General features: G+C 46.1%; 18 protein-coding genes. 12 read left to right on the forward strand and 6 right to left on the reverse strand.

Going from position 1 to position 22182, the window contains the following annotated elements; translation table 11 throughout:
• Nucleotides 1-45 precede the first annotated feature (45 nt).
• Nucleotides 46-3477, reverse strand: a complete 3432-nt coding sequence (locus tag BCU34_RS12940) for a PAS domain-containing hybrid sensor histidine kinase/response regulator (RefSeq protein WP_102478460.1) — start codon at nt 3475-3477, stop codon at nt 46-48.
• 146 nt (nt 3478-3623) lie between these two features.
• Nucleotides 3624-4793 (reverse strand): 3-phenylpropionate MFS transporter, encoded by a 1170-nt coding sequence (locus BCU34_RS12945; RefSeq protein ID WP_102478458.1) that lies wholly within the window; start codon nt 4791-4793, stop codon nt 3624-3626.
• Nucleotides 4794-4983: 190 nt separating this feature from the next.
• On the opposite strand from BCU34_RS12945, the gene BCU34_RS12950 reads away from it, so the two are divergent.
• The 9 genes from BCU34_RS12950 (at nt 4984) to fis (ending at nt 14776) form a co-directional block, all read left to right on the forward strand.
• On the forward strand, nt 4984-6816 hold the full coding sequence (locus tag BCU34_RS12950; RefSeq protein WP_102478459.1) for a DUF294 nucleotidyltransferase-like domain-containing protein: 1833 nt from the start codon (nt 4984-4986) through the stop codon (nt 6814-6816).
• 11 nt (nt 6817-6827) lie between these two features.
• Complete coding sequence (locus BCU34_RS12955) at nt 6828-7460, forward strand: 3'-5' exonuclease (RefSeq protein ID WP_048663023.1); 633 nt, start codon at nt 6828-6830, stop codon at nt 7458-7460.
• 218 nt (nt 7461-7678) lie between these two features.
• Complete coding sequence (gene acs, locus BCU34_RS12960; RefSeq protein ID WP_009844693.1) at nt 7679-9628, forward strand: acetate--CoA ligase; 1950 nt, start codon at nt 7679-7681, stop codon at nt 9626-9628.
• Between the two features lie 322 nt (nt 9629-9950).
• Nucleotides 9951-10400 (forward strand): type II 3-dehydroquinate dehydratase, encoded by a 450-nt coding sequence (gene aroQ / locus BCU34_RS12965; protein ID WP_010435475.1) that lies wholly within the window; start codon nt 9951-9953, stop codon nt 10398-10400.
• Nucleotides 10401-10474: 74 nt separating this feature from the next.
• Nucleotides 10475-10930: an acetyl-CoA carboxylase biotin carboxyl carrier protein gene (gene accB / locus BCU34_RS12970; protein WP_048659206.1), complete on the forward strand. Its 456-nt coding sequence runs from the start codon at nt 10475-10477 to the stop codon at nt 10928-10930.
• Between the two features lie 15 nt (nt 10931-10945).
• Nucleotides 10946-12289 carry an acetyl-CoA carboxylase biotin carboxylase subunit gene (accC, locus tag BCU34_RS12975; protein WP_076655833.1) on the forward strand — a complete coding sequence of 448 codons (1344 nt, stop codon included), beginning with the start codon at nt 10946-10948 and terminating at the stop codon, nt 12287-12289.
• Between the two features lie 170 nt (nt 12290-12459).
• Nucleotides 12460-13347 (forward strand): 50S ribosomal protein L11 methyltransferase, encoded by an 888-nt coding sequence (gene prmA / locus BCU34_RS12980; protein WP_009844690.1) that lies wholly within the window; start codon nt 12460-12462, stop codon nt 13345-13347.
• Nucleotides 13348-13487: 140 nt separating this feature from the next.
• The gene (gene dusB, locus BCU34_RS12985; protein ID WP_032546269.1) at nt 13488-14456 is read left to right on the forward strand and encodes a tRNA dihydrouridine synthase DusB; all 969 of its coding nucleotides are present in this window, start codon (nt 13488-13490) and stop codon (nt 14454-14456) included.
• Between the two features lie 23 nt (nt 14457-14479).
• On the forward strand, nt 14480-14776 hold the full coding sequence (fis, locus tag BCU34_RS12990; protein ID WP_004729744.1) for a DNA-binding transcriptional regulator Fis: 297 nt from the start codon (nt 14480-14482) through the stop codon (nt 14774-14776).
• A gap of 89 nt (nt 14777-14865) precedes the next feature.
• Here fis and zntR read toward each other — a convergent pair whose 3' ends face one another.
• Nucleotides 14866-15306, reverse strand: coding sequence for a Zn(2+)-responsive transcriptional regulator (gene zntR, locus BCU34_RS12995; protein ID WP_048659207.1), 441 nt, complete (start codon nt 15304-15306; stop codon nt 14866-14868).
• Nucleotides 15307-15631: 325 nt separating this feature from the next.
• Between zntR and purH the strand changes: the two genes are divergently transcribed.
• On the forward strand, nt 15632-17242 hold the full coding sequence (purH, locus tag BCU34_RS13000) for a bifunctional phosphoribosylaminoimidazolecarboxamide formyltransferase/IMP cyclohydrolase (protein WP_102433244.1): 1611 nt from the start codon (nt 15632-15634) through the stop codon (nt 17240-17242).
• 282 nt (nt 17243-17524) lie between these two features.
• A complete protein-coding gene (gene purD, locus BCU34_RS13005) occupies nt 17525-18814 on the forward strand; it encodes a phosphoribosylamine--glycine ligase (RefSeq protein ID WP_048612396.1) in 1290 nt (429 codons plus the stop codon).
• Nucleotides 18815-18996: 182 nt separating this feature from the next.
• Here the strand turns inward: purD and BCU34_RS13010 are convergent, their stop codons facing one another.
• Nucleotides 18997-19695 carry a DUF1481 domain-containing protein gene (locus BCU34_RS13010; protein WP_048659209.1) on the reverse strand — a complete coding sequence of 233 codons (699 nt, stop codon included), beginning with the start codon at nt 19693-19695 and terminating at the stop codon, nt 18997-18999.
• A gap of 47 nt (nt 19696-19742) precedes the next feature.
• Nucleotides 19743-20015, reverse strand: a complete 273-nt coding sequence (gene hupA, locus BCU34_RS13015; protein WP_004729753.1) for a nucleoid-associated protein HU-alpha — start codon at nt 20013-20015, stop codon at nt 19743-19745.
• 270 nt (nt 20016-20285) lie between these two features.
• Here hupA and BCU34_RS13020 point away from each other — a divergent pair, with 270 nt between their 5' ends.
• Nucleotides 20286-21467, forward strand: a complete 1182-nt coding sequence (locus BCU34_RS13020; protein WP_102433245.1) for a CNNM domain-containing protein — start codon at nt 20286-20288, stop codon at nt 21465-21467.
• An 80-nt stretch (nt 21468-21547) separates the two neighbouring features.
• On the opposite strand, the gene BCU34_RS13025 is transcribed toward BCU34_RS13020, so the two are convergent.
• A complete protein-coding gene (locus BCU34_RS13025) occupies nt 21548-22135 on the reverse strand; it encodes a YjaG family protein (RefSeq protein WP_017062699.1) in 588 nt (195 codons plus the stop codon).
• Between the last annotated feature and the right edge of the window lie 47 nt (nt 22136-22182).

The following is a 22182-nucleotide window of genomic DNA, read 5'->3' on the forward strand; positions in this document are numbered from 1 at the left end:
AAAGGCCTCAGCTGAGGCCTTTTTAATATCTAAGGGTTAATTAAACTAACTCACGCGATTCAATACCGCTCTGAGTTTTAACGGTTTCACTGGCTTGGCAATAAAGCTAAAGCTGTTGGCCTTTATCGCTGCCAACATGTCATCGGTTCTATCTGCACTGATGATGACACCTTCAAAAGAATCTCCAAGGCGCAAACGACACTGCTGCAATACTTCGAGCCCCGTCCTGCCATTATCTAAACGGTAATCAGAGAAGATCACATCAGGTTGCCAACCTTCATCCAGGCACTGCAAACTTTCGACCAGATCAACCGCCGTCTTAACCTCACAGCCCCAACGACCAATCAGGTTTTCCATACCGACTAAGATCTCTCGTTCATTGTCGACACATAGTATTTTGAGATGTTCGATGTCGCTGGTCGCCATTGGCGTCGAAGCTTGCACAACTGGAGCCACTTTTTCCGCTCGAGCCAAGGTGATGGAAAAGACACTGCCTTGACCCGGCCATGATCGCATCGAAATTTGATGGCCAAGCACATGAGCAATACCTTTCGAGATAGCCAGCCCTAATCCCAATCCTTGATCGGATCGCACTTGGCTGCCACGAGTAAACTCTTCGAAGATCTCTTGTTGCTTGTCTTCATCGATACCGGTTCCGTTATCCCACACATCGATTCGTACTTGTCCATTCACTCTTCTCGCACCCAGTACCACTTTCCCTTCCGGATTATAGCGAAAGGCGTTGGTCAAAAAGTTCTGAATCACACGTCTCAATAACTTAGGGTCAGAGTGAATGAACAATGACGATGGGATCATCTTGAACTCAATTTTTTGTTGTCTCGCTAAGGCACTAAATTCCGCATTTAAGTTGGTTAGCACATCGTGTACAGCAATCGCATGAATGTTGGTTTCTAGCTTCCCTGATTCCAGTCGAGAGATATCCAGTAAGTCACCAATCAGATCTTCAGCAGCCCCAAGCGCACTCTCGATGTGAGATGACAGCTGCTTCACCTCTTGCTCTTTCGCCACCTCAGAAAGTGACGAAGCAAACAAGCGCGCTGCATTGAGCGGCTGCATTAAATCGTGGCTTACCGCGGCTAGAAAACGACTCTTTGATTGGGACTCTTGATCCGAAATCTGAGTTGCTTTTACCAAGCGATGATTCAGTTTCTCGAGCTCTTGAGTTCGCTCATGCACTCTTGATTCCAAGCTTTCATTGGCATCTTTTAGCGCTTGCTCTGCTTGTCGGAATACCGTGATGTCGGTAAAGCTCATGACGAAACCACCACTTGGCATCGGGTTACCCTGCACCTCAATCACTCGGCCATCAGGACGAATACGAGAAGAGGTGTGTCGAGTGCCTTGTTCAAGGTGATAAACACGGCGGCGAACATGATCTTCTGGGTCACCCGGGCCACACAAACCTTGCTCGGCATTGTGGCGAATCACATCTGAAATGGGTCGCCCAACCTGAATCAAACCCGCAGGGAATTCAAACAGTTCTAAGTAACGTTGATTCCACGCCACCAGCCTCATCTGTTTGTCTATTACTGCAATGCCTTGGCCAATATGTTCAATCGCGCCTTGCAATAAACCACGGCTGAAATCGTACAATTCAGAGGCTTCATCAACGATGGTCGCTACTTCTTCAAGCTGCATGTTCCTGCCCTGTAAAGCAGAAGTAAGTACTAACTTAGCAGAAGAGGCACCGAATACACCGGCGAGTACACGCTCAGCGTGTCGAATCAAACTCGCAGGTGCTTGTTGATTAGGAAGTAACGGCTGCCCGTGTTGTTGCCAATAGCTGTGTAAGGCACTTTTCGCGCGCTTTCGACCGACAAAACGCGACGCCAACATCTCTAATTCAGCCACGGTTACACGGCTTTGATAAAGGCTAATGTTCTCATTTTCAGGCAGCGGCGTGCCAACAAATGCTGCTGATTGTAAGCGCTCACTTAGGCTTGGCCTGGTCGACATCGAAACCACGGCATAGCACAAGGTATTAAGTACAATACTCAGCACAATGCCCCAGTTCGAACTGCTGATATTCCAGCTACTGAGCAGTTCTGGCGGCGTGATCATCCACAGCAAAAGGTTACTTTCACTATCGCCTGCCAACATGCTGGTTTGACTCATCAGGGTAATCAGCCAAATCACTGAACCGACCATTAAGCCGACATACACACCCTTTCGGTTACCCGGACGCCAGTACAAACCACCAATCAGTGCCGGAGCAAATTGAGCAATCGCGGCAAACGAAAGGAAGCCGATCGCAGACAAGGAGTGAATGGTGTCGAGCGCCTGATAGAACAACCAAGCACCAAGCAGAAGCAATAAAATAAGCCCGCGACGAATTACGAGTAGCAGCCCCGAAAAATGACGATGGGTTCTTTGAGTTAGGCGCATGCGACGCAGAAGCAATGGCATCACTAAATCGTTCGAAACCATGATCGCCAATGCGATAGTCGATACGATCACCATACCACTTGCAGCAGACGTACCACCAAGGAACGCGAGCAAGGCAATATGATTGGCGCCTTCAGCCATCGGCAGGCTAATCACATACGTATCTGCAGGCATGCTTGGAAGCAGCCCTTGCCCCGCCCATGCGATAGGAAGAACAAACAGCCCCATCAAAATCAGATAAAGCGGAAATAGCCAACGTGCAGTGTGCAAATCTTGAGGACGTTCGTTTTCTACCACCATGGTATGGAATTGGCGCGGCAGACAAACAATCGCCAACATAGTTAAAACGGTATGAATGATTAGAGTCGGAATATTCGGTGACTCGTAGGTGGAAGCCGCCACATCAAGCAAGTCGATTTTGTCGCTGCTCATCGCCAAGTACATGATAAACAGACCAACAATCAGGAATGCCGCCAGCTTAACGATGGACTCAAATGCCACCGCCATCATCATGCCACGGTGATGTTCCGTGTTATCTATATGCCTGGTACCAAACAACATCGTAAAGATGGCCAGCGCGCCAACCACAAACCAAGAAACATGATAATCCTGATAGCCAAAATCTTGAGCTAAACTCGGAGCAACAATATCGAGCCCCATGGTAATACCGCGCAGTTGCAGCGCGATATAAGGAAGAATACCAACCACAGCGATAACCGTAACAGCTACCGCTAAGCCCTGAGATTTTCCGTAACGAGCAGCGATAAAGTCGGCAATCGAGGTGATGTGTTCCCGCTTCGCAATCAGGATCAACCGCGCTAAGATCCGCCACCCAAGGGTGAAGACCAGAATAGGTGCAAGATAGATGGGTAAAAAAGACCAAGGGTTATTGCTCGCCTGACCAACCGTTCCATAGAAAGTCCAAGAGGTACAATACACCGCAATCGAAAGGCTATAGATCCACGGGCGCCAACGCGATAGCCAACGAACCTGTCTGTCTCCATACCAAGCGATCAGAAATAACACGCCCAAGTAGGCTAAAGAGACAGGAATTACTATCCATCCTTGCATTGAAAACCCTTTTTTCATCCATAAAAAAAACCTCTCCATAAGAGAGAGGTTTCATTTAACTAAGGATGGATGATTAACTCAATCGCATCGCTTAAATTCTGTGCTTTAGACTCTAATTATCAGCATTTGCTGTGAGATTCTGACAGTTATGAATCTGATTGATTAATCTCAACCACCGAACTTCTTTCATCCAACTTAATGAACAAAGCAAGTGCACCCATTGCAGCCATACCCCAGAAGATATTTGCACCCCAAAGCTCATAACCCCAACCACTTAAGGTGGTCATTAGTGCGATAAAGGCACCCAATGGAATCGCGTTATACAAAGCTTGTAGCGCAACCATCTTGTTTTGTTCTTCAGATTGGATGTATTGAATAGCGGCAATATGTGCCATCGCAAACGTCACACCGTGCAGCAACTGCACCATAACCAGAGCAAAAATCGCTGTGGTTGATGCGGTAATACCCCAACGCGCCATCACTCCAATAGCCGCGACGACAAACAAAGTACGTAGTGACCAGCCAGAGAATAATCGCTTACTCAGAGCAAATACTGCCACCTCAGCGACAACACCTAGGCTCCACAAATAACCGATGATAGCTTCTGAGTGGCCCGCTTCTTTCCAATAAATCGCACTAAAACTGTAGTAAGCCGCATGACTACCTTGCAGCAGCGCCATCAAGGCTAGAAATTTCACCACTGACGACTCACGCAACAGTTCACCTAATTTTGGTCGCACTGCTTGTTGCTCAGATTGCGTTACTGGCATCACGTTAGGGTTTCTCATCGCCAGAATCAATGACAGCAACACCCCCGCAAGTGCAGTATACAAAATCATGTCGGTGCCAAATTGTGCCACCAAATAACCGACAACCGTTGAACCAGCGATAAAGGCAACTGAACCCCAAAGGCGAGTTCGGCCATAGTCGAGCATTTTCAAGCGGCTATAATGATTAGCCATGGCATCAGAAAGAGGAATGATCGGCCCACAACACAGGTTAAACAGCACCGTTGCCAACAACATCAGTATAAAACTGCCACCGGTGAAGAAGTGGAAGCTGACGAACAGCAGTGCGGCGAAACTCAAACAACGCAGAGCTGGCATCAAATGTTCAACTTTATGGATGCGCGGAGTAATCACTAGGTTGGCCACACAACGCGTCGCAAAGCCAATACCAATCAATACGCCAATATCACCAGCAGACACGCCTTGGTCTTCAAACCACAACGCCCAAAATGGCAAATACACGCCATACGCAAAAAAGAAACCAAGAAAATACTGAGAGATCCAGCCATAAGGTGAAGGGCTAAACATAAATAACCTATAAAGTGTGCAGAAAAAGGCAGCACCAATTATGCCTATCTCACATACGATGAAAAAGGGAATAATTACGGTGATAGTATTCCTATATTCAATTAGTTTGAATATCGCATTTAGACTAAAGTCGTCTGGAGCTTCGCTGGTATTTTGTCAGACTGATTAAAGACTCCCACTTCTTCTTGTGATGCTTATGCCTGACAAATTTAATATGCAGCACCCACCCTTCGATAGCCTGTCCGACACCGAACAGTTGAAGCTGCGATCTTCATTAGACGTGGTGTATTACCGTTCTCAAGAAGTGATACTAGAAGCCGATAGGCCAAGTCGACACCTGCACATTTTGATCAAAGGGGCCGTTGAAGAACGCGCCAGCAGTGACGGTGAGATCTACGCACATTATGCCAATGACGATATCTTCGATGTACGAAGTCAGTTTGAGCCTCACACCAAACACCAATATATCGCACTTGAAGATACGCTAAGTTATCTACTGCCAACCGAGACCTTTCTCGAGCTGTACCACGCCAATGGCCAGTTTGCCGCTTACTTTGATAGCAACCTTTCGACACGAAAAGCGCTAATTGAAGCTGCTCAACAGCAACAAAATCTTGCAGAGTTCATACTGACCAAAGTGGACGAGTCGATCTATCACCCTCCACTGATACTGGAACCCAGCCAACCAATCAACCAAGTCACTCAAACCCTTAAAGAGCAAGGGTTTGACTCGGCTCTAGTTCATTTGGAACATAATGATCCAAAAGCTATTAGATCATCATGTTCCTTCCCGTATGGAATCGTCACTCGAACCAATTTATTGCATGCTGTGATGCTCGATAATTTCCCATTGGATGCGCCTGTCGGTGAGATCGCAACCTTCCCGGTGATGCACGTGAACCAAGGCGATTTCTTATTTAACGCCATGATTACCATGACCAGAAGTCGAGTGAAAAGGTTGATGGTTTGTGATGGTAAAAATGCGGTCGGCATGGTGGATATGACACAGATCCTCAGTGCATTTTCCACACACTCTCACGTTCTCACTTTGCGTATTGCTCGTGCCACCAGCGTTGAAGAGTTGGCCATGGCCTCTAACAAACAGCGTCAACTGGTCGAGAGCTTACTCAGTAATGGGATTCGCACACGCTTTATCATGGAACTGATTTCTGCGGTCAACGAACAGATCATAGAGAAGGCTTTTGAGTTGATTATCCCTCCTGCACTGCATAACCACTGCTGCCTAATTGTGTTGGGTTCAGAAGGTCGCGGAGAGCAAATTCTCAAAACCGATCAAGACAACGCTCTGATTATTCAAGATGGTTTGGAGTGGCATCAATGCCAAAGTGCCATGAACGACCTAACCCATACATTGCAGCAATTGGGTTACCCACTATGTCCGGGCAACGTGATGGTCAACAACCCGAAATGGGTTCATTCACAACAAGAGTGGAAGCAAACCCTCACCAGCTGGGTAAGCAAAGCAACGCCAGAGACAGTGATGGATATCGCGATCATGGCGGACGCACACGCCGTTGCAGGTAACAGAGAACTATTAAAACCAGTGAAGCAGCACCTCAGTGATTTAATGCTAGGACAAGAGTTGATTTTGACGGAATTCTGCCGCCCAGCGCTGAACTTCTCAGTACCCCTCACTCTATTTGGCAATGTGAAGCAATCCAAGTCAGGGCTCGATATCAAACAAGGCGGTATTTTCCCTATAGTGCATGGTGTGAGAGCACTTTGTCTTGAGCATGGTGTCACCGTAAACAACACCTTCGAACGCATTGAGCAGCTCGTTAGCAAGAAGGTATTAGAGCAAAGCACCGCGGATAATCTCAGTGAAGCACTCAAGCAATTCTTTAAGTGGCGCTTAGCCCAAAGGCTTTCTCAACAGCACAGCAGTAACAAAATTAACGTCAAACTGATGGAGCGAGCAGACAGAGATTTGCTTCGTCATAGCCTGCACGTGGTGAAGAAATTCAAGCAATGGCTCGGCTACCACTATCAGATACGAGATTAGGCAATTGAACGATGAATAGGTTGGTTCGCTATTACTGGCATCACAAGCTCAAAGGCTCTCTTTACCAGCCTCTGTTTACTGCGCCTATTGATCATGAATATGTATCGCTCGATTGTGAAACCACCAGCCTAGACCCTAATCAGGCGGAATTAGTCACTATTGCCGCGACCAAGATCATCGGTAACCGAATCATTACCAGCCAACCTTTTGAAGTCCGATTGCGCGCCCCGCAATCGCTCGATTGCAATTCAATAAAAATCCACCGCATTCGTCATCAAGATCTAAAGCACGGCATCGAAGAAAAACAGGCTTTAGTTGAGCTACTGAACTTCATTGGTAATCGTCCTTTAGTCGGATATCACATCCGTTATGATAAAAAAATTCTCGACCGCGCCTGTTTAAAACAACTTGGATTTCCACTGCCTAACCGATTAGTCGAAGTAAGCCAACTCTATCAAGACAAACTCGAAAGACAGCTGCCCAATGCCTATTTTGATCTCAGTATGGATGCCATCTGTCGCCAGCTCGATTTACCGATTCCAGTCAATAAACATGATGCATTACAAGACGCTATCTCCGCTGCGCTGATCTTTGTGCGCCTGAAACATGGTGATCTACCTCGTTTCAACTCTTCTTATTCTTAATTCAACCACTGGCGCTTCACATAGAGAGCAACATCTCAAAAATGAACTTAACTCGCTATTTTGTAAGTGAAAAGCAGCGTCTCATCCTAAAGTCTAATTGTGGAAATCGCCGTCCTAGCCGAGAGTGATAACACAAAGATGGTTCTGTAATAGACCTAGAAACTGAACACAAAGGAAGTTGCCAGTTCATTAGGAATGTAGGCACAAGGAGAGATGCAATGAGTGAAGCCCACGTTTATCCGGTAAAAGAAAATATTAAATCAACCACACACGCGGATAATGACACTTACCTAGCCATGTACCAGCAATCTGTTTCTGACCCTGAAGGCTTTTGGGGTGAACACGGAAAAATCGTTGATTGGATTAAACCTTTCACACAGGTAAAAAACACCTCTTTCGACCCTGGCCACATCGACATCCGCTGGTTTGAAGATGGCACGCTTAACGTTTCGGCTAACTGTATCGACCGCCACCTTGCTGAACGCGGTGATGAAGTCGCTATCATCTGGGAAGGCGATGACCCGGCAGATGATAAAACTCTAACTTTTAATGAACTGCACAAAGAAGTGTGCCTGTTTTCGAATGCTCTAAAAGAGCAAGGCGTACGCAAAGGTGATGTGGTTTGTTTATACATGCCAATGGTGCCAGAAGCGGCAGTAGCAATGCTGGCGTGTACCCGTATCGGTGCGGTTCACACGGTAGTATTTGGTGGTTTCTCTCCAGAAGCACTGTCTGGTCGTATTATCGATTCAAATTCTAAAGTCGTTATCACTGCCGATGAAGGCGTGCGTGGCGGCCGTGCGGTTCCACTGAAGAAAAACGTCGATGAAGCTCTGACTAACCCTGAAGTGAAAAACATCGAGAAGGTTGTAGTATTCAAGCGTACTGGCGGTGATGTTGCTTGGCATGAACACCGTGATGTGTGGTGGCATGATGCTATTGCAAACGTATCGGCAGATTGCCCACCAGAAGAGATGAACGCAGAAGATCCACTATTCATCCTTTATACGTCAGGCTCAACGGGTAAACCTAAAGGTGTTATGCACACCACAGGTGGTTACCTTGTTTATGCAGCGATGACATTCAAATACGTATTCGATTACCAAGAAGGCGAGACTTTTTGGTGTACTGCGGATGTGGGCTGGATTACCGGTCACACATACCTTGTATACGGGCCACTCGCTAATGGTGCAAAAACTATTTTGTTTGAAGGCGTGCCAAACTACCCGAACACCAGCCGTATGAGTGAAGTGGTCGATAAGCACCAAGTGAATATTCTTTACACAGCACCAACTGCGATTCGTGCATTGATGGCGAAAGGCAATGAAGCCGTTGAAGGCACATCTCGTGACAGCCTAAGAATCATGGGCTCAGTAGGCGAACCTATTAACCCTGAAGCTTGGGAGTGGTACTACAAAACGATTGGTAACGAACAGTCTCCAATTGTCGATACTTGGTGGCAAACAGAAACGGGCGGCATCTTAATCGCACCGCTACCGGGCGCAACCGATCTAAAACCAGGTTCAGCGACGCGTCCATTCTTCGGTGTGCAACCTGCGTTAGTTGATAACATGGGTAATATCATTGAGGGTGCAACAGACGGCAACCTAGTCATTCTAGACTCTTGGCCAGGCCAAATGCGTACCGTTCATGGCGATCATGACCGCTTCGAACAGACTTACTTCTCTACATTTAAGGGTATGTACTTCACCAGTGACGGCGCTCGTCGCGATGAAGACGGTTACTACTGGATTACTGGTCGTGTCGATGACGTACTTAACGTCTCTGGTCACCGTATGGGTACTGCTGAGATTGAATCTGCTCTAGTAGCGTTCGATAAGATTGCAGAGGCTGCGATTGTCGGTATCCCTCATGATATTAAAGGCCAAGCAATTTACGCTTACATCACGCTGAATGATGGTGAGTTCCCAACCGCAGAGCTTCATAAAGAAGTGAAAGACTGGGTACGTAAAGAAATTGGACCAATTGCAACGCCAGATGTACTGCACTGGACTGACTCTCTGCCAAAAACTCGTTCAGGTAAAATCATGCGTCGTATCCTGCGTAAGATTGCTACCGGAGATACAGGTAACCTAGGTGATACCTCAACACTAGCCGACCCAAGCGTGGTTGATAAGCTGATTGCTGAGAAAGCAGAACTGGCATAAGCAACCCGTTACACCCTGAATTACTGTTTAAAACAGACCTTACCTCAACCGTCACCTATGTGGCGGTTTTTTTATGGCTGATCTTGATCTCAAATATCCTCGACAAAATTAAGGCTATGACGCTTTTTTGTTAAGTTGGTAACAATTCCACGCTGTATCAATAGGAGATTAGACCAGTAAATTGCTGCGATTTGCGCTGAATTAGCTATAATCTGGTTCTAATTTTTAAATTTGGGTTTTTCTCACTGGAAATTAACCCCAAATTTTCAATAAAATGGCAACATTCACGTTCGTAAACACGATAAAGGAAGATAGCCCCACGATGTCTACAAAGTTTCGCATTCTAGTTTTAAATGGCCCAAACCTTAACCTGTTAGGCCTTAGAGAGCCTGCACACTACGGTTCTCAAACACTTGACCAGATTATTAGCTCACTGACCGAGCAAGCGAAAGCACACGATGTTGAGCTATCTCACTTACAGTCAAATCGCGAGTATGAACTGATTGAAGCGATCCATAGTGCTTATCAAAATGTTGATTTTATTATTATCAACCCAGCAGCCTTTACACATACCAGTGTGGCACTGCGTGATGCACTACTTGGCGTTGCAATCCCATTTATTGAGGTCCATCTATCGAATGTTCACGCGCGTGAACCATTCCGTCACCACTCTTACCTATCTGATAAAGCAGAAGGTGTGATTTGTGGCTTAGGTGCCCAAGGTTATCAATTTGCTTTGACCGCTGCGCTCAGCAAGCTCAACTCAAAGTAAACATAAACAACGGACTATTACTAACCTACTCAGTCAAAGAGTAAGTTCAATTAACAGATAAAGAGAAAGAAACAATGGATATTCGCAAAATCAAAAAGCTAATCGAATTGGTTGAAGAGTCTGGTATTTCTGAGCTAGAAATCTCTGAAGGTGAAGAGTCAGTACGAATCAGTCGTAACAGCACTGCACCTGTAGCACCTGTTCAATATGCAGCAGCTCCAGCTCCTGTAGCAGCGGCAGCAGCTCCTGCGGCGGCACCTGTAGCAGCAGAAGCAGCGGCTCCTGCAGTTCCAGCGGGCCACCAAGTTCTTTCTCCAATGGTTGGTACTTTCTACGGCGCTCCAAGCCCAGACGCAAAACCATTCGTTAAAGTTGGTCAATCTGTAACTGCTGGCGAAACTCTATGTATCGTTGAAGCAATGAAAATGATGAACCAAATCGAAGCTGATAAATCTGGTGTTGTAACAGCTATCCTAGTTGAAGACGGTCAACCAGTAGAATTCGACCAAGCTCTAGTAATTATCGAATAATAGAGAGCACTCATTATGTTAGATAAATTAGTAATCGCGAACCGTGGTGAGATTGCACTACGTATTCTGCGTGCATGTAAAGAGCTTGGCATTAAAACGGTAGCGGTTCACTCAACTGCTGACCGTGATCTTAAGCACGTACTACTTGCAGACGAAACCATTTGTATCGGTCCAGCTCGTGGTATCGATAGCTACCTAAACATCCCCCGTATCATCAGCGCAGCTGAAGTTACAGGTGCAGTAGCAGTTCACCCTGGCTACGGCTTCCTATCTGAAAATGCAGACTTTGCAGAACAGGTAGAACGCAGTGGCTTTATCTTCGTTGGCCCTAAAGCTGAAACCATTCGCATGATGGGTGACAAAGTGTCAGCTATCACGTCAATGAAGAAAGCTGGCGTACCTTGTGTACCAGGTTCTGACGGTCCTCTTGATGACGACGACGCGAAAAACAAAGCGCACGCTAAGCGTATTGGCTTCCCAGTAATCATCAAGGCATCTGGCGGCGGCGGCGGTCGTGGTATGCGTGTTGTTCGTTCTGAAGCAGAACTAACAGAAGCTATCGCGATGACTCGCGCTGAAGCAAAAGCATGTTTCAACAACGACATGGTTTACATGGAGAAATTCCTAGAAAACCCACGTCACATTGAAGTACAAGTGCTTGCAGATGGCCAAGGTAATGCTATCCACCTAGGTGAGCGTGACTGTTCAATGCAGCGTCGTCACCAGAAAGTTGTGGAAGAAGCGCCAGCTCCAGGTATCACTGAAGAGATGCGTAAGTACATCGGCGAACGCTGTACACGTGCATGTATTGAGATCGGTTACCGCGGTGCAGGTACATTTGAATTCCTATACGAGAACGGTGAGTTCTACTTCATCGAAATGAACACTCGTATTCAGGTTGAGCACACGATTACTGAAATGGTAACGGGTATCGACCTAGTGAAAGAACAGCTACGTATTGCAGCTGGTCAGCCTCTATCATTCACTCAGGATGATATTAAGCTGCGCGGCCACTCAATCGAATGTCGTATCAATGCTGAAGATCCAGTTCGTTTCCTACCTTCACCAGGTAAGATTGAACGTTTCCACGCACCAGGCGGCATGGGCGTACGTTGGGAATCTCACATCTACACTGGTTACACAGTGCCACCACACTACGATTCAATGATTGGTAAGCTGATCACTTACGGTGAGAACCGTGATGTGGCTATCGCTCGTATGAAGAACGCATTGGGTGAAATGATTGTTGAAGGTATTAACGTTAATACTGAGCTTCAACTGTCTATTATGAACGACGAAAACTTCCAACACGGTGGTGCAAACATCCACTACCTTGAGAAGAAACTTGGTTTGTCATAATCCGTTCGTTTAAGAACAGTCAAAATGCTCACTTCGGTGAGCATTTTTGTTTTTGAGCCGCCGAAAAACTCAATCTTTAATCCCCATTATATTCCGTGGGGTTTTGGTGAATTTGCTCATATTTTCTGCTAGACTCGCCATCCAATTTTTCTCATATAGAAGATGCAGCCATGCCTTGGATTCAAATCAAGCTTAATGCTACCAATGAAAATGCCGAACAAATCGGCGACATGTTAATGGAAGAGACTGGTGCTCTTTCTGTAACTTTCCTGGATGCACAAGATACCCCTGTATTTGAGCCTCTGCCGGGCGAAACTCGCCTTTGGGGTGATACTGACATTCTCGCGCTTTACGACGCTGAGACTGATACTGGTGTCGTTCTAGCGCAGATTAAAGCAAGTAACATGTTCCCTGCAGACTTTGCTCATAAAGTAGAGCAAATTGAAGACAAGGATTGGGAACGTGAATGGATGGACAACTTCCACCCAATGAAGTTTGGTGAGCGTTTATGGATCTGCCCTAGCTGGCGCGATATCCCTGAACCTGACGCTGTCAACGTAATGCTAGACCCAGGCCTTGCATTTGGTACCGGTACTCACCCGACAACGGCACTGTGTCTTGAGTGGCTTGAAGGCTTAGACCTGACAGGAAAAACCGTAATCGACTTCGGTTGTGGCTCAGGCATCCTAGCGATCGCGGCGATCAAACTAGGCGCGGCAAAAGTTATCGGGATCGATATTGATCCTCAAGCTCTGCTTGCATCAAAAGACAACGCACAACGCAATGGCGTTGCTGAACAACTCGAAGTGTTCTTACCACAAGATCAACCGGAAGGTTTGCTGGCTGACGTTGTTGTTGCCAACATTCTTGCAGGTCCATTACGCGACCTTTCTGGCATCATCAAAGGCCTAGTTAAGCCAAATGGTGTGCTTGCGATGTCGGGTGTTTTAGATACACAAGCGGAAGATGTGGCGACTTATTATCGTGATGAGCTTCACATTGATCCGATCATTGAACAACAAGAATGGTGCCGAATCTCAGGTCGCAAGCAAGGCTAGACAAGACTTTGGGCGCTAATTGACTGAAATTTAAACAAATTACAAAAACAAATTGTAAATGCTCAAATATTAGTCTTTTCACGCAGCGAAAAAATGCGTAAAATGCGCGCCCTTGCTGGTACAGAACTGTGATGACATTTTTGAAAATCGGAAATTATCAACTTAAGAACAATCTAATCGTCGCTCCTATGGCTGGCGTAACGGATAGACCATTCCGTGAGTTGTGTCTTCGCTACGGTGCGGGGATGGCAGTCAGTGAAATGATGTCCTCCAATCCGAAAGTTTGGAAAACGTCAAAGTCTCAGCAGCGTATGGTACATGAAGGCGAATCGGGCATTCGTTCAGTACAAATCGCTGGTGCAGATCCACAGCTTATGGCCGAGGCTGCTCAATTTAATGTCGATAACGGTGCGCAAATCATCGATATCAACATGGGTTGTCCAGCTAAAAAAGTGAATAAAAAGCTTGCGGGCTCAGCCCTACTGCAGCATCCAGAACTCATTGAAGACATTCTGAAGGCGGTGGTAAATGCTGTCGACGTTCCAGTAACGTTGAAAACGCGCACAGGCTGGGATACAGACAATAGAAACTGTGTCCAAATCGCGAAAATAGCCGAAGACTGCGGCATACAAGCTCTTGCGCTCCATGGAAGAACTCGCGCTTGTATGTACAAAGGTGAGGCAGAATACAAACACATTAAAGCAGCGAAACAAGCAGTATCTATTCCGGTTATCGCTAACGGTGATATCGATAGTCCGGAAAAAGCGAAGTTTGTGCTGGAGTACACCGGCGCTGATGCTTTAATGATAGGTCGACCTGCCCAAGGACGTCCTTGGATTTTTAACGAAATCCTACACTATTTGGAAAACGGCACCACGATGGACCCACTCCCGATTTCGGAAGTGAAAGACATCATGCTTGGTCATGTGCACGCTCTACATGAATTTTATGGAGAGTTTTTAGGCCCTCGCATCGCTCGTAAGCATGTGGGTTGGTATCTAAAAGAACATGAACAAGCGAGTGAGTTTCGCCGTACCTTCAACGCATTCGAAGCAGGTGATCTGCAGCTTGAAGCGCTAGAAGGTTTTTTTGATAACGTTGCACCATAATTACGAGAAGAGCTAGACCGAATATGTTCGAACAAAATCTGACTTCAGAAGCATTGACAGTAACTACAGTTACATCACAAGACCAAATCACGCAGAAGCCACTACGTGACTCAGTTAAAGCATCATTGAAAAATTACCTTGCTCAATTAAACGGTCAAGAAGTCAGCGAGTTATACGAATTAGTATTAGCTGAAGTTGAACAGCCACTACTAGACACTATCATGCAGTACACTCGCGGTAACCAAACTCGCGCAGCAACCATGATGGGTATTAACCGCGGTACTCTTCGCAAGAAACTTAAAAAATACGGCATGAACTAATCGTTCTTTCGTAATTTATTGAATTGAAAGCCAAGCTCATTTTTGAGTTTGGCTTTTTTTTGGCTTGTCGAACCGTGATAGGTAGCTGATTACTCTCCAGTGCGACAACAGCGCCCTTTGTCGACGTTTGCTGAATCCAAGGCTGCCAGAATAGAACAATGGCTTGCATCGTCGTCCACGTGGCCACAACACGCATCATTAATCTTTTTAAGTGCGGTGCGAATCTTAGTTAACTCGGTAATCTTCTCATCAATCATCTCTAGTTTTGCTGAGGTAATCGACTTCACTTCGGCGCAACTGTGCTGTGTGGCCTCGAGACGAATCTCAAGCAATTCTTTGATTTCATCTAAACTCAGCCCTAACTCTTTAGATTTGAGAATAAACGTCACCTGCTTTTGGTTATTTTCATCATATAAGCGATAACCCGACTCACTGCGACTGGCTGGCGCGATCAGGTTATTCTTCTCATAAAATCGCAAGGTATCGGCTGTTACACCGCATCGTTTCGCTAATTCACCGATCTGAAACATGTTTTTTCCTACTGTTTCGTCCATTCCACAATTAACCTTATCGTTACTTTTCAGGCTGAAATGGCACTTTTCATAATTAATTTTGAGATGCCAAACGATTGCGCGAGCTTTTTTGTAATAAATTAGTTAGAATCTGCGCCATCAAATTTGGAGTTGGTTATCTTATAGCTTAATCATAAGACTAACCCAAAAGGTCTTTACCAAAACTGGCCAATATTTTATCTCTTACTGGTATCTAAGATAATCCACGCTAAGAAGATAGAAACAAGTTCTTTTTTGGCAAATATCTTTATTTTAACCCCATGAATTTGAGGAAGATGGAAGCATGAATAACGCTCGTCCAATTCGCCGCGCTCTAATCAGCGTATCAGACAAAACTGGTATCGTTGAATTTGCACAAGCTCTTGCTAACCGTGGTGTAGATATCCTATCTACCGGTGGCACTGCTCGCCTGCTTGCTGAAAAAGGCATCTCTGTTACAGAAGTATCTGACTACACTGGTTTCCCAGAAATGATGGATGGCCGTGTTAAGACTCTGCACCCAAAAGTTCATGGTGGTGTTCTAGGCCGTCGTGGTCAAGATGATGACGTGATGGAAACTCACGGTATCAACCCTATCGATATGGTTGTTGTAAACCTATACCCATTCGCAGAAACCGTTGCTAAAGAAGGTTGTACCCTTGCTGACGCTGTTGAAAACATCGACATCGGTGGTCCAACAATGGTTCGCTCTGCAGCGAAAAACCACAAAGACGTCACTATCGTTGTTAACGCACACGACTACGAGCGCGTTGTGGCTGAAATGGACGCGAACGAGAAATCTCTAACGCTAGAGACTCGCTTCGACCTAGCTATCGCGGCATTCGAGCACACCGCTTCTTACGACGGCATGATCGCTAACTACTTCGGCACTATGGTTCCATCTTACGGTGCCTCTCTACTTGATGAAGAAGGAAAGAAGGCTGACGAAGAGTCTAAATTCCCTCGCACGTTCAACCAACAGTTCGAGAAAAAACAAGACATGCGCTACGGTGAGAACAGCCACCAAGCTGCTGCATTCTATGTTGAAGCGAACCCTGAAGAAGCATCTGTTTCTACTGCTCGCCAAATTCAAGGTAAAGCCCTTTCTTACAACAACATCGCTGACACCGACGCAGCACTTGAGTGTGTGAAAGAGTTCGACCAGCCAGCATGTGTGATCGTTAAGCACGCTAACCCATGTGGTGTTGCACTAGGTGAAGACATCCTAGAAGCTTACGACCGTGCATTCAAAACAGACCCAACGTCTGCATTTGGCGGCATCATCGCTTTCAACCGTGAACTAGACGCAGCAACAGCAACGGCTATCACTGAGCGTCAATTCGTTGAAGTTATCATTGCACCATCAGTTTCTGCTGAGGCAGTAGAAATCGTAGCGGCTAAGAAAAACCTTCGTCTACTTGAGTGTGGTGAGTGGACAACTAAGACGACTGGCTTTGACGTTAAACGCGTTAACGGTGGCTTGCTAGTTCAAGACCGCGATCAAGGCATGGTGTCTGAAGATGACCTGAAAGTGGTTTCTAAGCGTCAACCAACAGCTGAAGAATTGAAAGATGCTCTATTCTGCTGGAAAGTAGCGAAATACGTTAAATCTAACGCTATCGTTTACTCGAAAGGCGACATGACAATTGGTGTTGGCGCTGGCCAAATGAGCCGCGTTTATTCTGCGAAAATTGCAGGCATCAAAGCTGCTGACGAAGGTCTACAGGTTGAAGGTTGTGTAATGGCATCAGATGCGTTCTTCCCATTCCGTGACGGTATCGACGCGGCAGCAGAAGCTGGCATCAAGTGTGTTATCCAACCGGGCGGCTCTATGCGTGATGACGAAGTTATCGCAGCAGCAGACGAACACGGCATGGCGATGATCTTTACTGGCATGCGTCACTTCCGCCACTAATTTCCTCTTCGTATTTGGCACTGTGGCGTCGTTAGCTGCTTTCGTCCACCCCGGTCACATAGCGGGCTATGTGACCGGGGATGGGCTCAATTGCTGCCTAGCCACATCACCAACTACTTTGAGCAGAATTTATAATTTTGTTTTTTAAATATTCCGATATTTGAAATACGTAGAGCAAGTCAGTGACTTTAGTTCAAGGAAAACACGCGGAGCTTATGACTATAAGTGAGCATGTTTGACTCAGAAATAAAGGCTCTGAAGCAGCTATAAGGATTTTAAAACATGAATGTATTGATTATTGGTGCCGGCGGTCGTGAGCATGCACTAGGTTGGAAAGCGGCACAAAACCCAAACGTTGAAACGGTATTCATTGCTCCAGGTAACGCAGGTACTGCACTTGAGCCGAAACTTGAGAACGTAAACATCGGTGTTGAAGACATCGCTGGTTTAGTGGCGTTTGCTCAAGAGAAAAAAATCGAACTGACTATCGTTGGCCCTGAAGCGCCATTAGTTATTGGTGTGGTTGACGCATTCCGCGAAGTGGGTCTGCCTATCTTTGGTCCAACTCAAGCGGCAGCACAGCTTGAAGGTTCGAAAGCATTCACTAAAGATTTCCTAGCTCGTCATGACATCCCAACGGGTTACTACGCGAACTTCACTGAGATTGAGCCGGCTATCGCTTACGTACGTGAGCAAGGCGCGCCAATCGTAGTAAAAGCTGACGGTCTTGCAGCAGGTAAAGGCGTTATCGTTGCGATGACACTTGAAGAAGCTGAAGACGCAATCAAAGACATGCTAGCGGGCAACGCATTTGGCGAAGCTGGCAGCCGCGTGGTTATCGAAGAGTTCCTTGAAGGCGAAGAAGCAAGCTTCATCGTAATGGTTGACGGTTCTAGCGTGCTTCCTATGGCCACCAGCCAAGATCACAAACGTGTTGGCGACAAAGACACTGGTCCTAATACTGGCGGTATGGGTGCTTACTCTCCTGCTCCAGTTGTGACGCCTGAAATCCACAACCGTATCCTTGAGGAAGTTATCTACCCAACGGTACGTGGTATGGACGCAGAGGGCGCACCTTACACTGGTTTCCTTTACGCTGGCCTAATGATCGATGCTGACGGCACACCTAAGGTTATCGAATACAACTGCCGCTTCGGCGATCCAGAAACGCAACCTATCATGATGCGTATGGAGTCAGACCTTGTTGAGCTTTGCCTAATGGCTATCGACGAGAAACTAGACGAAGCAGAATCGAAGTGGGATCCACGCGCTTCTATCGGTGTTGTTCTTGCGGCTGGCGGTTACCCTGCTGACTACGCAAAAGGTGACGTAATTTCACTACCAACAAGCGAAGTTGAAGGCCAAAAGGTTTTCCACGCAGGTACGACAAATAACGAAGCTGGCGACGTGGTGACAAACGGTGGTCGTGTACTTTGTGCAACGGCACTGGGTAACACGGTTTCTGAAGCTCAAGAGCGTGCTTACGCGTTGACGAAGCAAGTTAGCTGGAATGGTATGTTCCACCGCAATGACATTGGTTACCGTGCGATTGCGCGCGAGCAAGAGCAGTAATCAATTTTGTTACTCGCTTACTTTCCATAACAGTAAGCAAATAGCAGTAAGCGAATAACAGCAAAAGGCGCCTCGATAGGCGCCTTTTTTATTACTCAATCTTTCTAGGAATCTGCGCCTGTACAGACAAATTAGCACTTGGCCTACAGTAGGCCAAATACTCTCAAACCTTTGATTGTTAGCTATTCTTTCAACAATGATGGCCTAACGACACAATCATGGCTGTCTTCAGCCAGCATCAGTAACTCTTTCACGCTCATCTTACCCAGTGAATCACTGCCAAGAAACGCCGCATAGCTTTCCACAGATGCCAATCGGTCGATCACGAAGCTTGGTAAAGTCTGGTTAAATTCAATGCGATCAAATTCACCACCAGCGCACGTCTTAAAAGAGCTGCCATCCCAGTAACCCTGAACCAATCTTAGCCCTTCGTCATTCTGCTTCATCGTAGTCTCTAGAACCGATTTAGCTTCTTTCTGGTAGTTTTCAAGCTGCTTAGCTTGGATAGGTAAGATTTTGCTGTCGATACGATACTGTTGATACACAGCTTCGCCCGACTTATTGAAACGCACATGGACACGATAAGGAACCAGCTTATTAGAAGAGTTACGCTGCTCGCCTTCACGAATGAATTCACGAAGCACACTTTCTGACCAAGCATAGTCAGTTTGGTACCAGCCGTAATCGCCTACAGTGACGTAGTCAGCTGAAGTATGAGGTTGTGTTAGCTTGTTTGTAACCCAGTAAAAACTTGTCGCGTCGCCCATGACTTGGCCGCCGGTGTGAGTTTCAAATTGCTCTAGGTTTTTGCGAGGGCTTGTTGAAGAACAGCCAATAAGAAATGTAGATAATAGTGAAACGAGAAGAAATGCTTTTTTCATAAAAACCTGTACCGAGGTGGAATACGACTACCTCGGTACAGTTTAGATTATTTCACTGAATCTTTCAGCGCTTTACCTGCAACAAATGCTGGAACATTTGCAGCAGCGATTTGGATCTCATCACCAGTTTTTGGGTTACGACCAGTGCGAGCTGCACGGTGGTTTACTTTAAAAGTACCAAAACCAATTAGCTGAACTTGATCGCCATCTTTAAGAGCATCTGTAACACCGCCAAGAGTCGCTTCTAGAGCAGCTTTAGCTTGTGCTTTAGAAAGGTCCGCTTTTTCAGCAATAAAGTCGATTAATTGAGTCTTGTTCATTTTAGGTTTCCCTTCTTTGTATTTTTGAATTCAATTCACTCTAAAACATAAATGCCCCATCTGGCAAAGGTTTGTCGTCGATCTTTAGCTCTAATGCCGTAGTTTTAGCCATAATATGAGTAATAACTCACAATTTGTTACTGATTTTATTAAGCAAGCCCTTGTTTAAAAGGGGCTGAGAGCAAAATTAATGATGACCTAGCCACTACTTTTTCACTATAATCCACGCTGAATCGCTGCTAAAGCGTACAATTTAATTTAAGGGCAAACATGCTGCTGCTAACTATTTACGTCTCCATTGCTATTGGAGTTTCTTTCATTTGTTCTGTTTTGGAAGCTGTACTTTTGAGTATTAGTCCGAGCTACATTGCTCAACTAAAACAAAATGGGCACCCTGCAGCAGAGTCTTTAGACAAACTGAAAACAGATATTGACCGCCCGCTTGCGTCAATTTTAACGCTCAACACCATCGCGCATACTATCGGTGCTGCGACAGCAGGTGCACAAGCGGCTGTCGTTTTTGGTAGCCAATGGTTAGGTGTCTTCTCTGCCGTGCTAACGCTAGGTATTTTGGTACTGTCTGAGATTGTTCCAAAAACCATTGGTGCAACCTACTGGCGTCAACTTGCTCCTACTTCAGCAAGTGTGCTGCGTTGGATGGTGTTCTTCCTAACACCGTTTGTATGGTTCTCAGAACAGATCACCAAACGTCTTGCTCGTGGCCACCAAGCACCCAAAATGCGTGATGAACTATCTGCAATGGCGATTTTGGCAAAAGAGAGCGGCGAGTTTGCAGAAGGCGAATCAAAAATCCTGAGCAACCTACTGGGTATTCAAGATGTACCCGTGACTCAGGTAATGACGCCGCGCCCAGTGGTATTCCGTGTTGATGCGGAAATGAGTGTGAATACCTTCCTAGAACAACATAAAGATACGCCATTCTCACGCCCGCTGGTTTACAGCGAGCAGAGTGACAACATCATCGGTTTTGTTCACCGCTTAGAGCTGTTTAGATTGCAGCAAGCCGGTTGTGGTGAGAAAGCTCTGGGTGAGGTAATGCGCCCTATCCACGTGTTGCTGAACAACATGGGCTTGGCTAAGGCCTTTGACCAGATGATGGCAAACCGCCTGCAACTGTCTTTAGTTGTGGACGAGTACGGCACCATTCAGGGCATCATCACCCTAGAAGATATCTTTGAACACCTAGTGGGTGAAGAGATTGTCGACGAAGCGGATAAGACGACTGACATGCAAGAACTGGCGTTCCAACGCTGGGAAAAGTGGAAAGAGACACACGGTGTTATCGAAAACCGCGATGACGAGGACGAGCTAGAGGAAGAAACTCCAGCAGACAACGATTCCTCAGATTCAACATCAGCGGATGACGACGACGCATCAAAAGATAAGGCATCAAAAGACAAAGCGCAGAACGAAGACAAAAAAGACGCTTAATCTAAATTTGATATCGTCAGATACAATAAAGGCTCCCTAGGGAGCCTTTGTTTTTATTCGTACCTTGGTGCGATAGCGAATTATAACGCAACACCAATGTTACTGACTGGGTCTTCACGCAGTTCGTGGCGTAGGTCTTTGATCAACTCTAAGTCACGCTCAGTCGTTTCACGTAGAGGTCGGAAAATGGCCCACTGAACGTCCCACTCTTCACATACCGCTTCGTTTTCTTTCTGGTTTTCGTTGGTCACTTCTTCAGCGCCTTGAGCAAACTCAAGCTCAGCAACCGTCTTCACCGATTGTTGACTCACTTTAATTACCGCTTCCAACATATGTTCACGGTCAAGCAGGCCATGAATTAGCGTTGCTAGGCCTTGGCATGCGTCCATTGCTGGGTAAACACCATAAAAATCAAAATCATCACCGCTAGGGAATAGCTCTTCAACCTTCTCAAGTTGACGCTCAAAGTTCACCTTTGCTGTTTTAACCGTCAGGATTTCCCAAATGCTATCCAAAACATCACGATAGATTCGAGCTTCCGCAAATTCTGTATTCTCACAAAACATGGCATAGTTAGGGTACATACGCTCACATAGACACGCCATAAAGGTAATTTGTTGCCAAGGTTCTAACTTTTCAAGACGAACCTGCAGTGGATTCTGAAGCATAGTCACTCAATAATTGCAGAAAAAGACAGCGAAAGTGTACTTGATAA

Source organism: Vibrio sp. 10N.286.45.E10, from assembly GCF_002874195.2.
Classification (GTDB): domain Bacteria; phylum Pseudomonadota; class Gammaproteobacteria; order Enterobacterales; family Vibrionaceae; genus Vibrio; species Vibrio crassostreae.

Bases quoted from the DNA above. Each gene is read 5' to 3' on its own strand.
- fis (WP_004729744.1), top strand. From the start codon at position 14,480: ATGTTCGAACAAAATCTGACTTCAGAAGCATTGACAGTAACTACAGTT.
- purD (WP_048612396.1), top strand. From the start codon at position 17,525: ATGAATGTATTGATTATTGGTGCCGGCGGTCGTGAGCATGCACTAGGT.
- accB (WP_048659206.1), top strand. From the start codon at position 10,475: ATGGATATTCGCAAAATCAAAAAGCTAATCGAATTGGTTGAAGAGTCT.
- BCU34_RS12955 (WP_048663023.1), top strand. From the start codon at position 6,828: ATGAATAGGTTGGTTCGCTATTACTGGCATCACAAGCTCAAAGGCTCT.
- BCU34_RS12940 (WP_102478460.1), bottom strand. From the start codon at position 3,477: ATGCAAGGATGGATAGTAATTCCTGTCTCTTTAGCCTACTTGGGCGTG.
- BCU34_RS13010 (WP_048659209.1), bottom strand. From the start codon at position 19,695: ATGAAAAAAGCATTTCTTCTCGTTTCACTATTATCTACATTTCTTATT.
- purH (WP_102433244.1), top strand. From the start codon at position 15,632: ATGAATAACGCTCGTCCAATTCGCCGCGCTCTAATCAGCGTATCAGAC.
- BCU34_RS12945 (WP_102478458.1), bottom strand. From the start codon at position 4,793: ATGTTTAGCCCTTCACCTTATGGCTGGATCTCTCAGTATTTTCTTGGT.
- BCU34_RS12950 (WP_102478459.1), top strand. From the start codon at position 4,984: ATGCTTATGCCTGACAAATTTAATATGCAGCACCCACCCTTCGATAGC.
- acs (WP_009844693.1), top strand. From the start codon at position 7,679: ATGAGTGAAGCCCACGTTTATCCGGTAAAAGAAAATATTAAATCAACC.
- hupA (WP_004729753.1), bottom strand. From the start codon at position 20,015: ATGAACAAGACTCAATTAATCGACTTTATTGCTGAAAAAGCGGACCTT.
- prmA (WP_009844690.1), top strand. From the start codon at position 12,460: ATGCCTTGGATTCAAATCAAGCTTAATGCTACCAATGAAAATGCCGAA.
- zntR (WP_048659207.1), bottom strand. From the start codon at position 15,306: ATGTTTCAGATCGGTGAATTAGCGAAACGATGCGGTGTAACAGCCGAT.
- BCU34_RS13020 (WP_102433245.1), top strand. From the start codon at position 20,286: ATGCTGCTGCTAACTATTTACGTCTCCATTGCTATTGGAGTTTCTTTC.
- aroQ (WP_010435475.1), top strand. From the start codon at position 9,951: ATGTCTACAAAGTTTCGCATTCTAGTTTTAAATGGCCCAAACCTTAAC.
- BCU34_RS13025 (WP_017062699.1), bottom strand. From the start codon at position 22,135: ATGCTTCAGAATCCACTGCAGGTTCGTCTTGAAAAGTTAGAACCTTGG.
- accC (WP_076655833.1), top strand. From the start codon at position 10,946: ATGTTAGATAAATTAGTAATCGCGAACCGTGGTGAGATTGCACTACGT.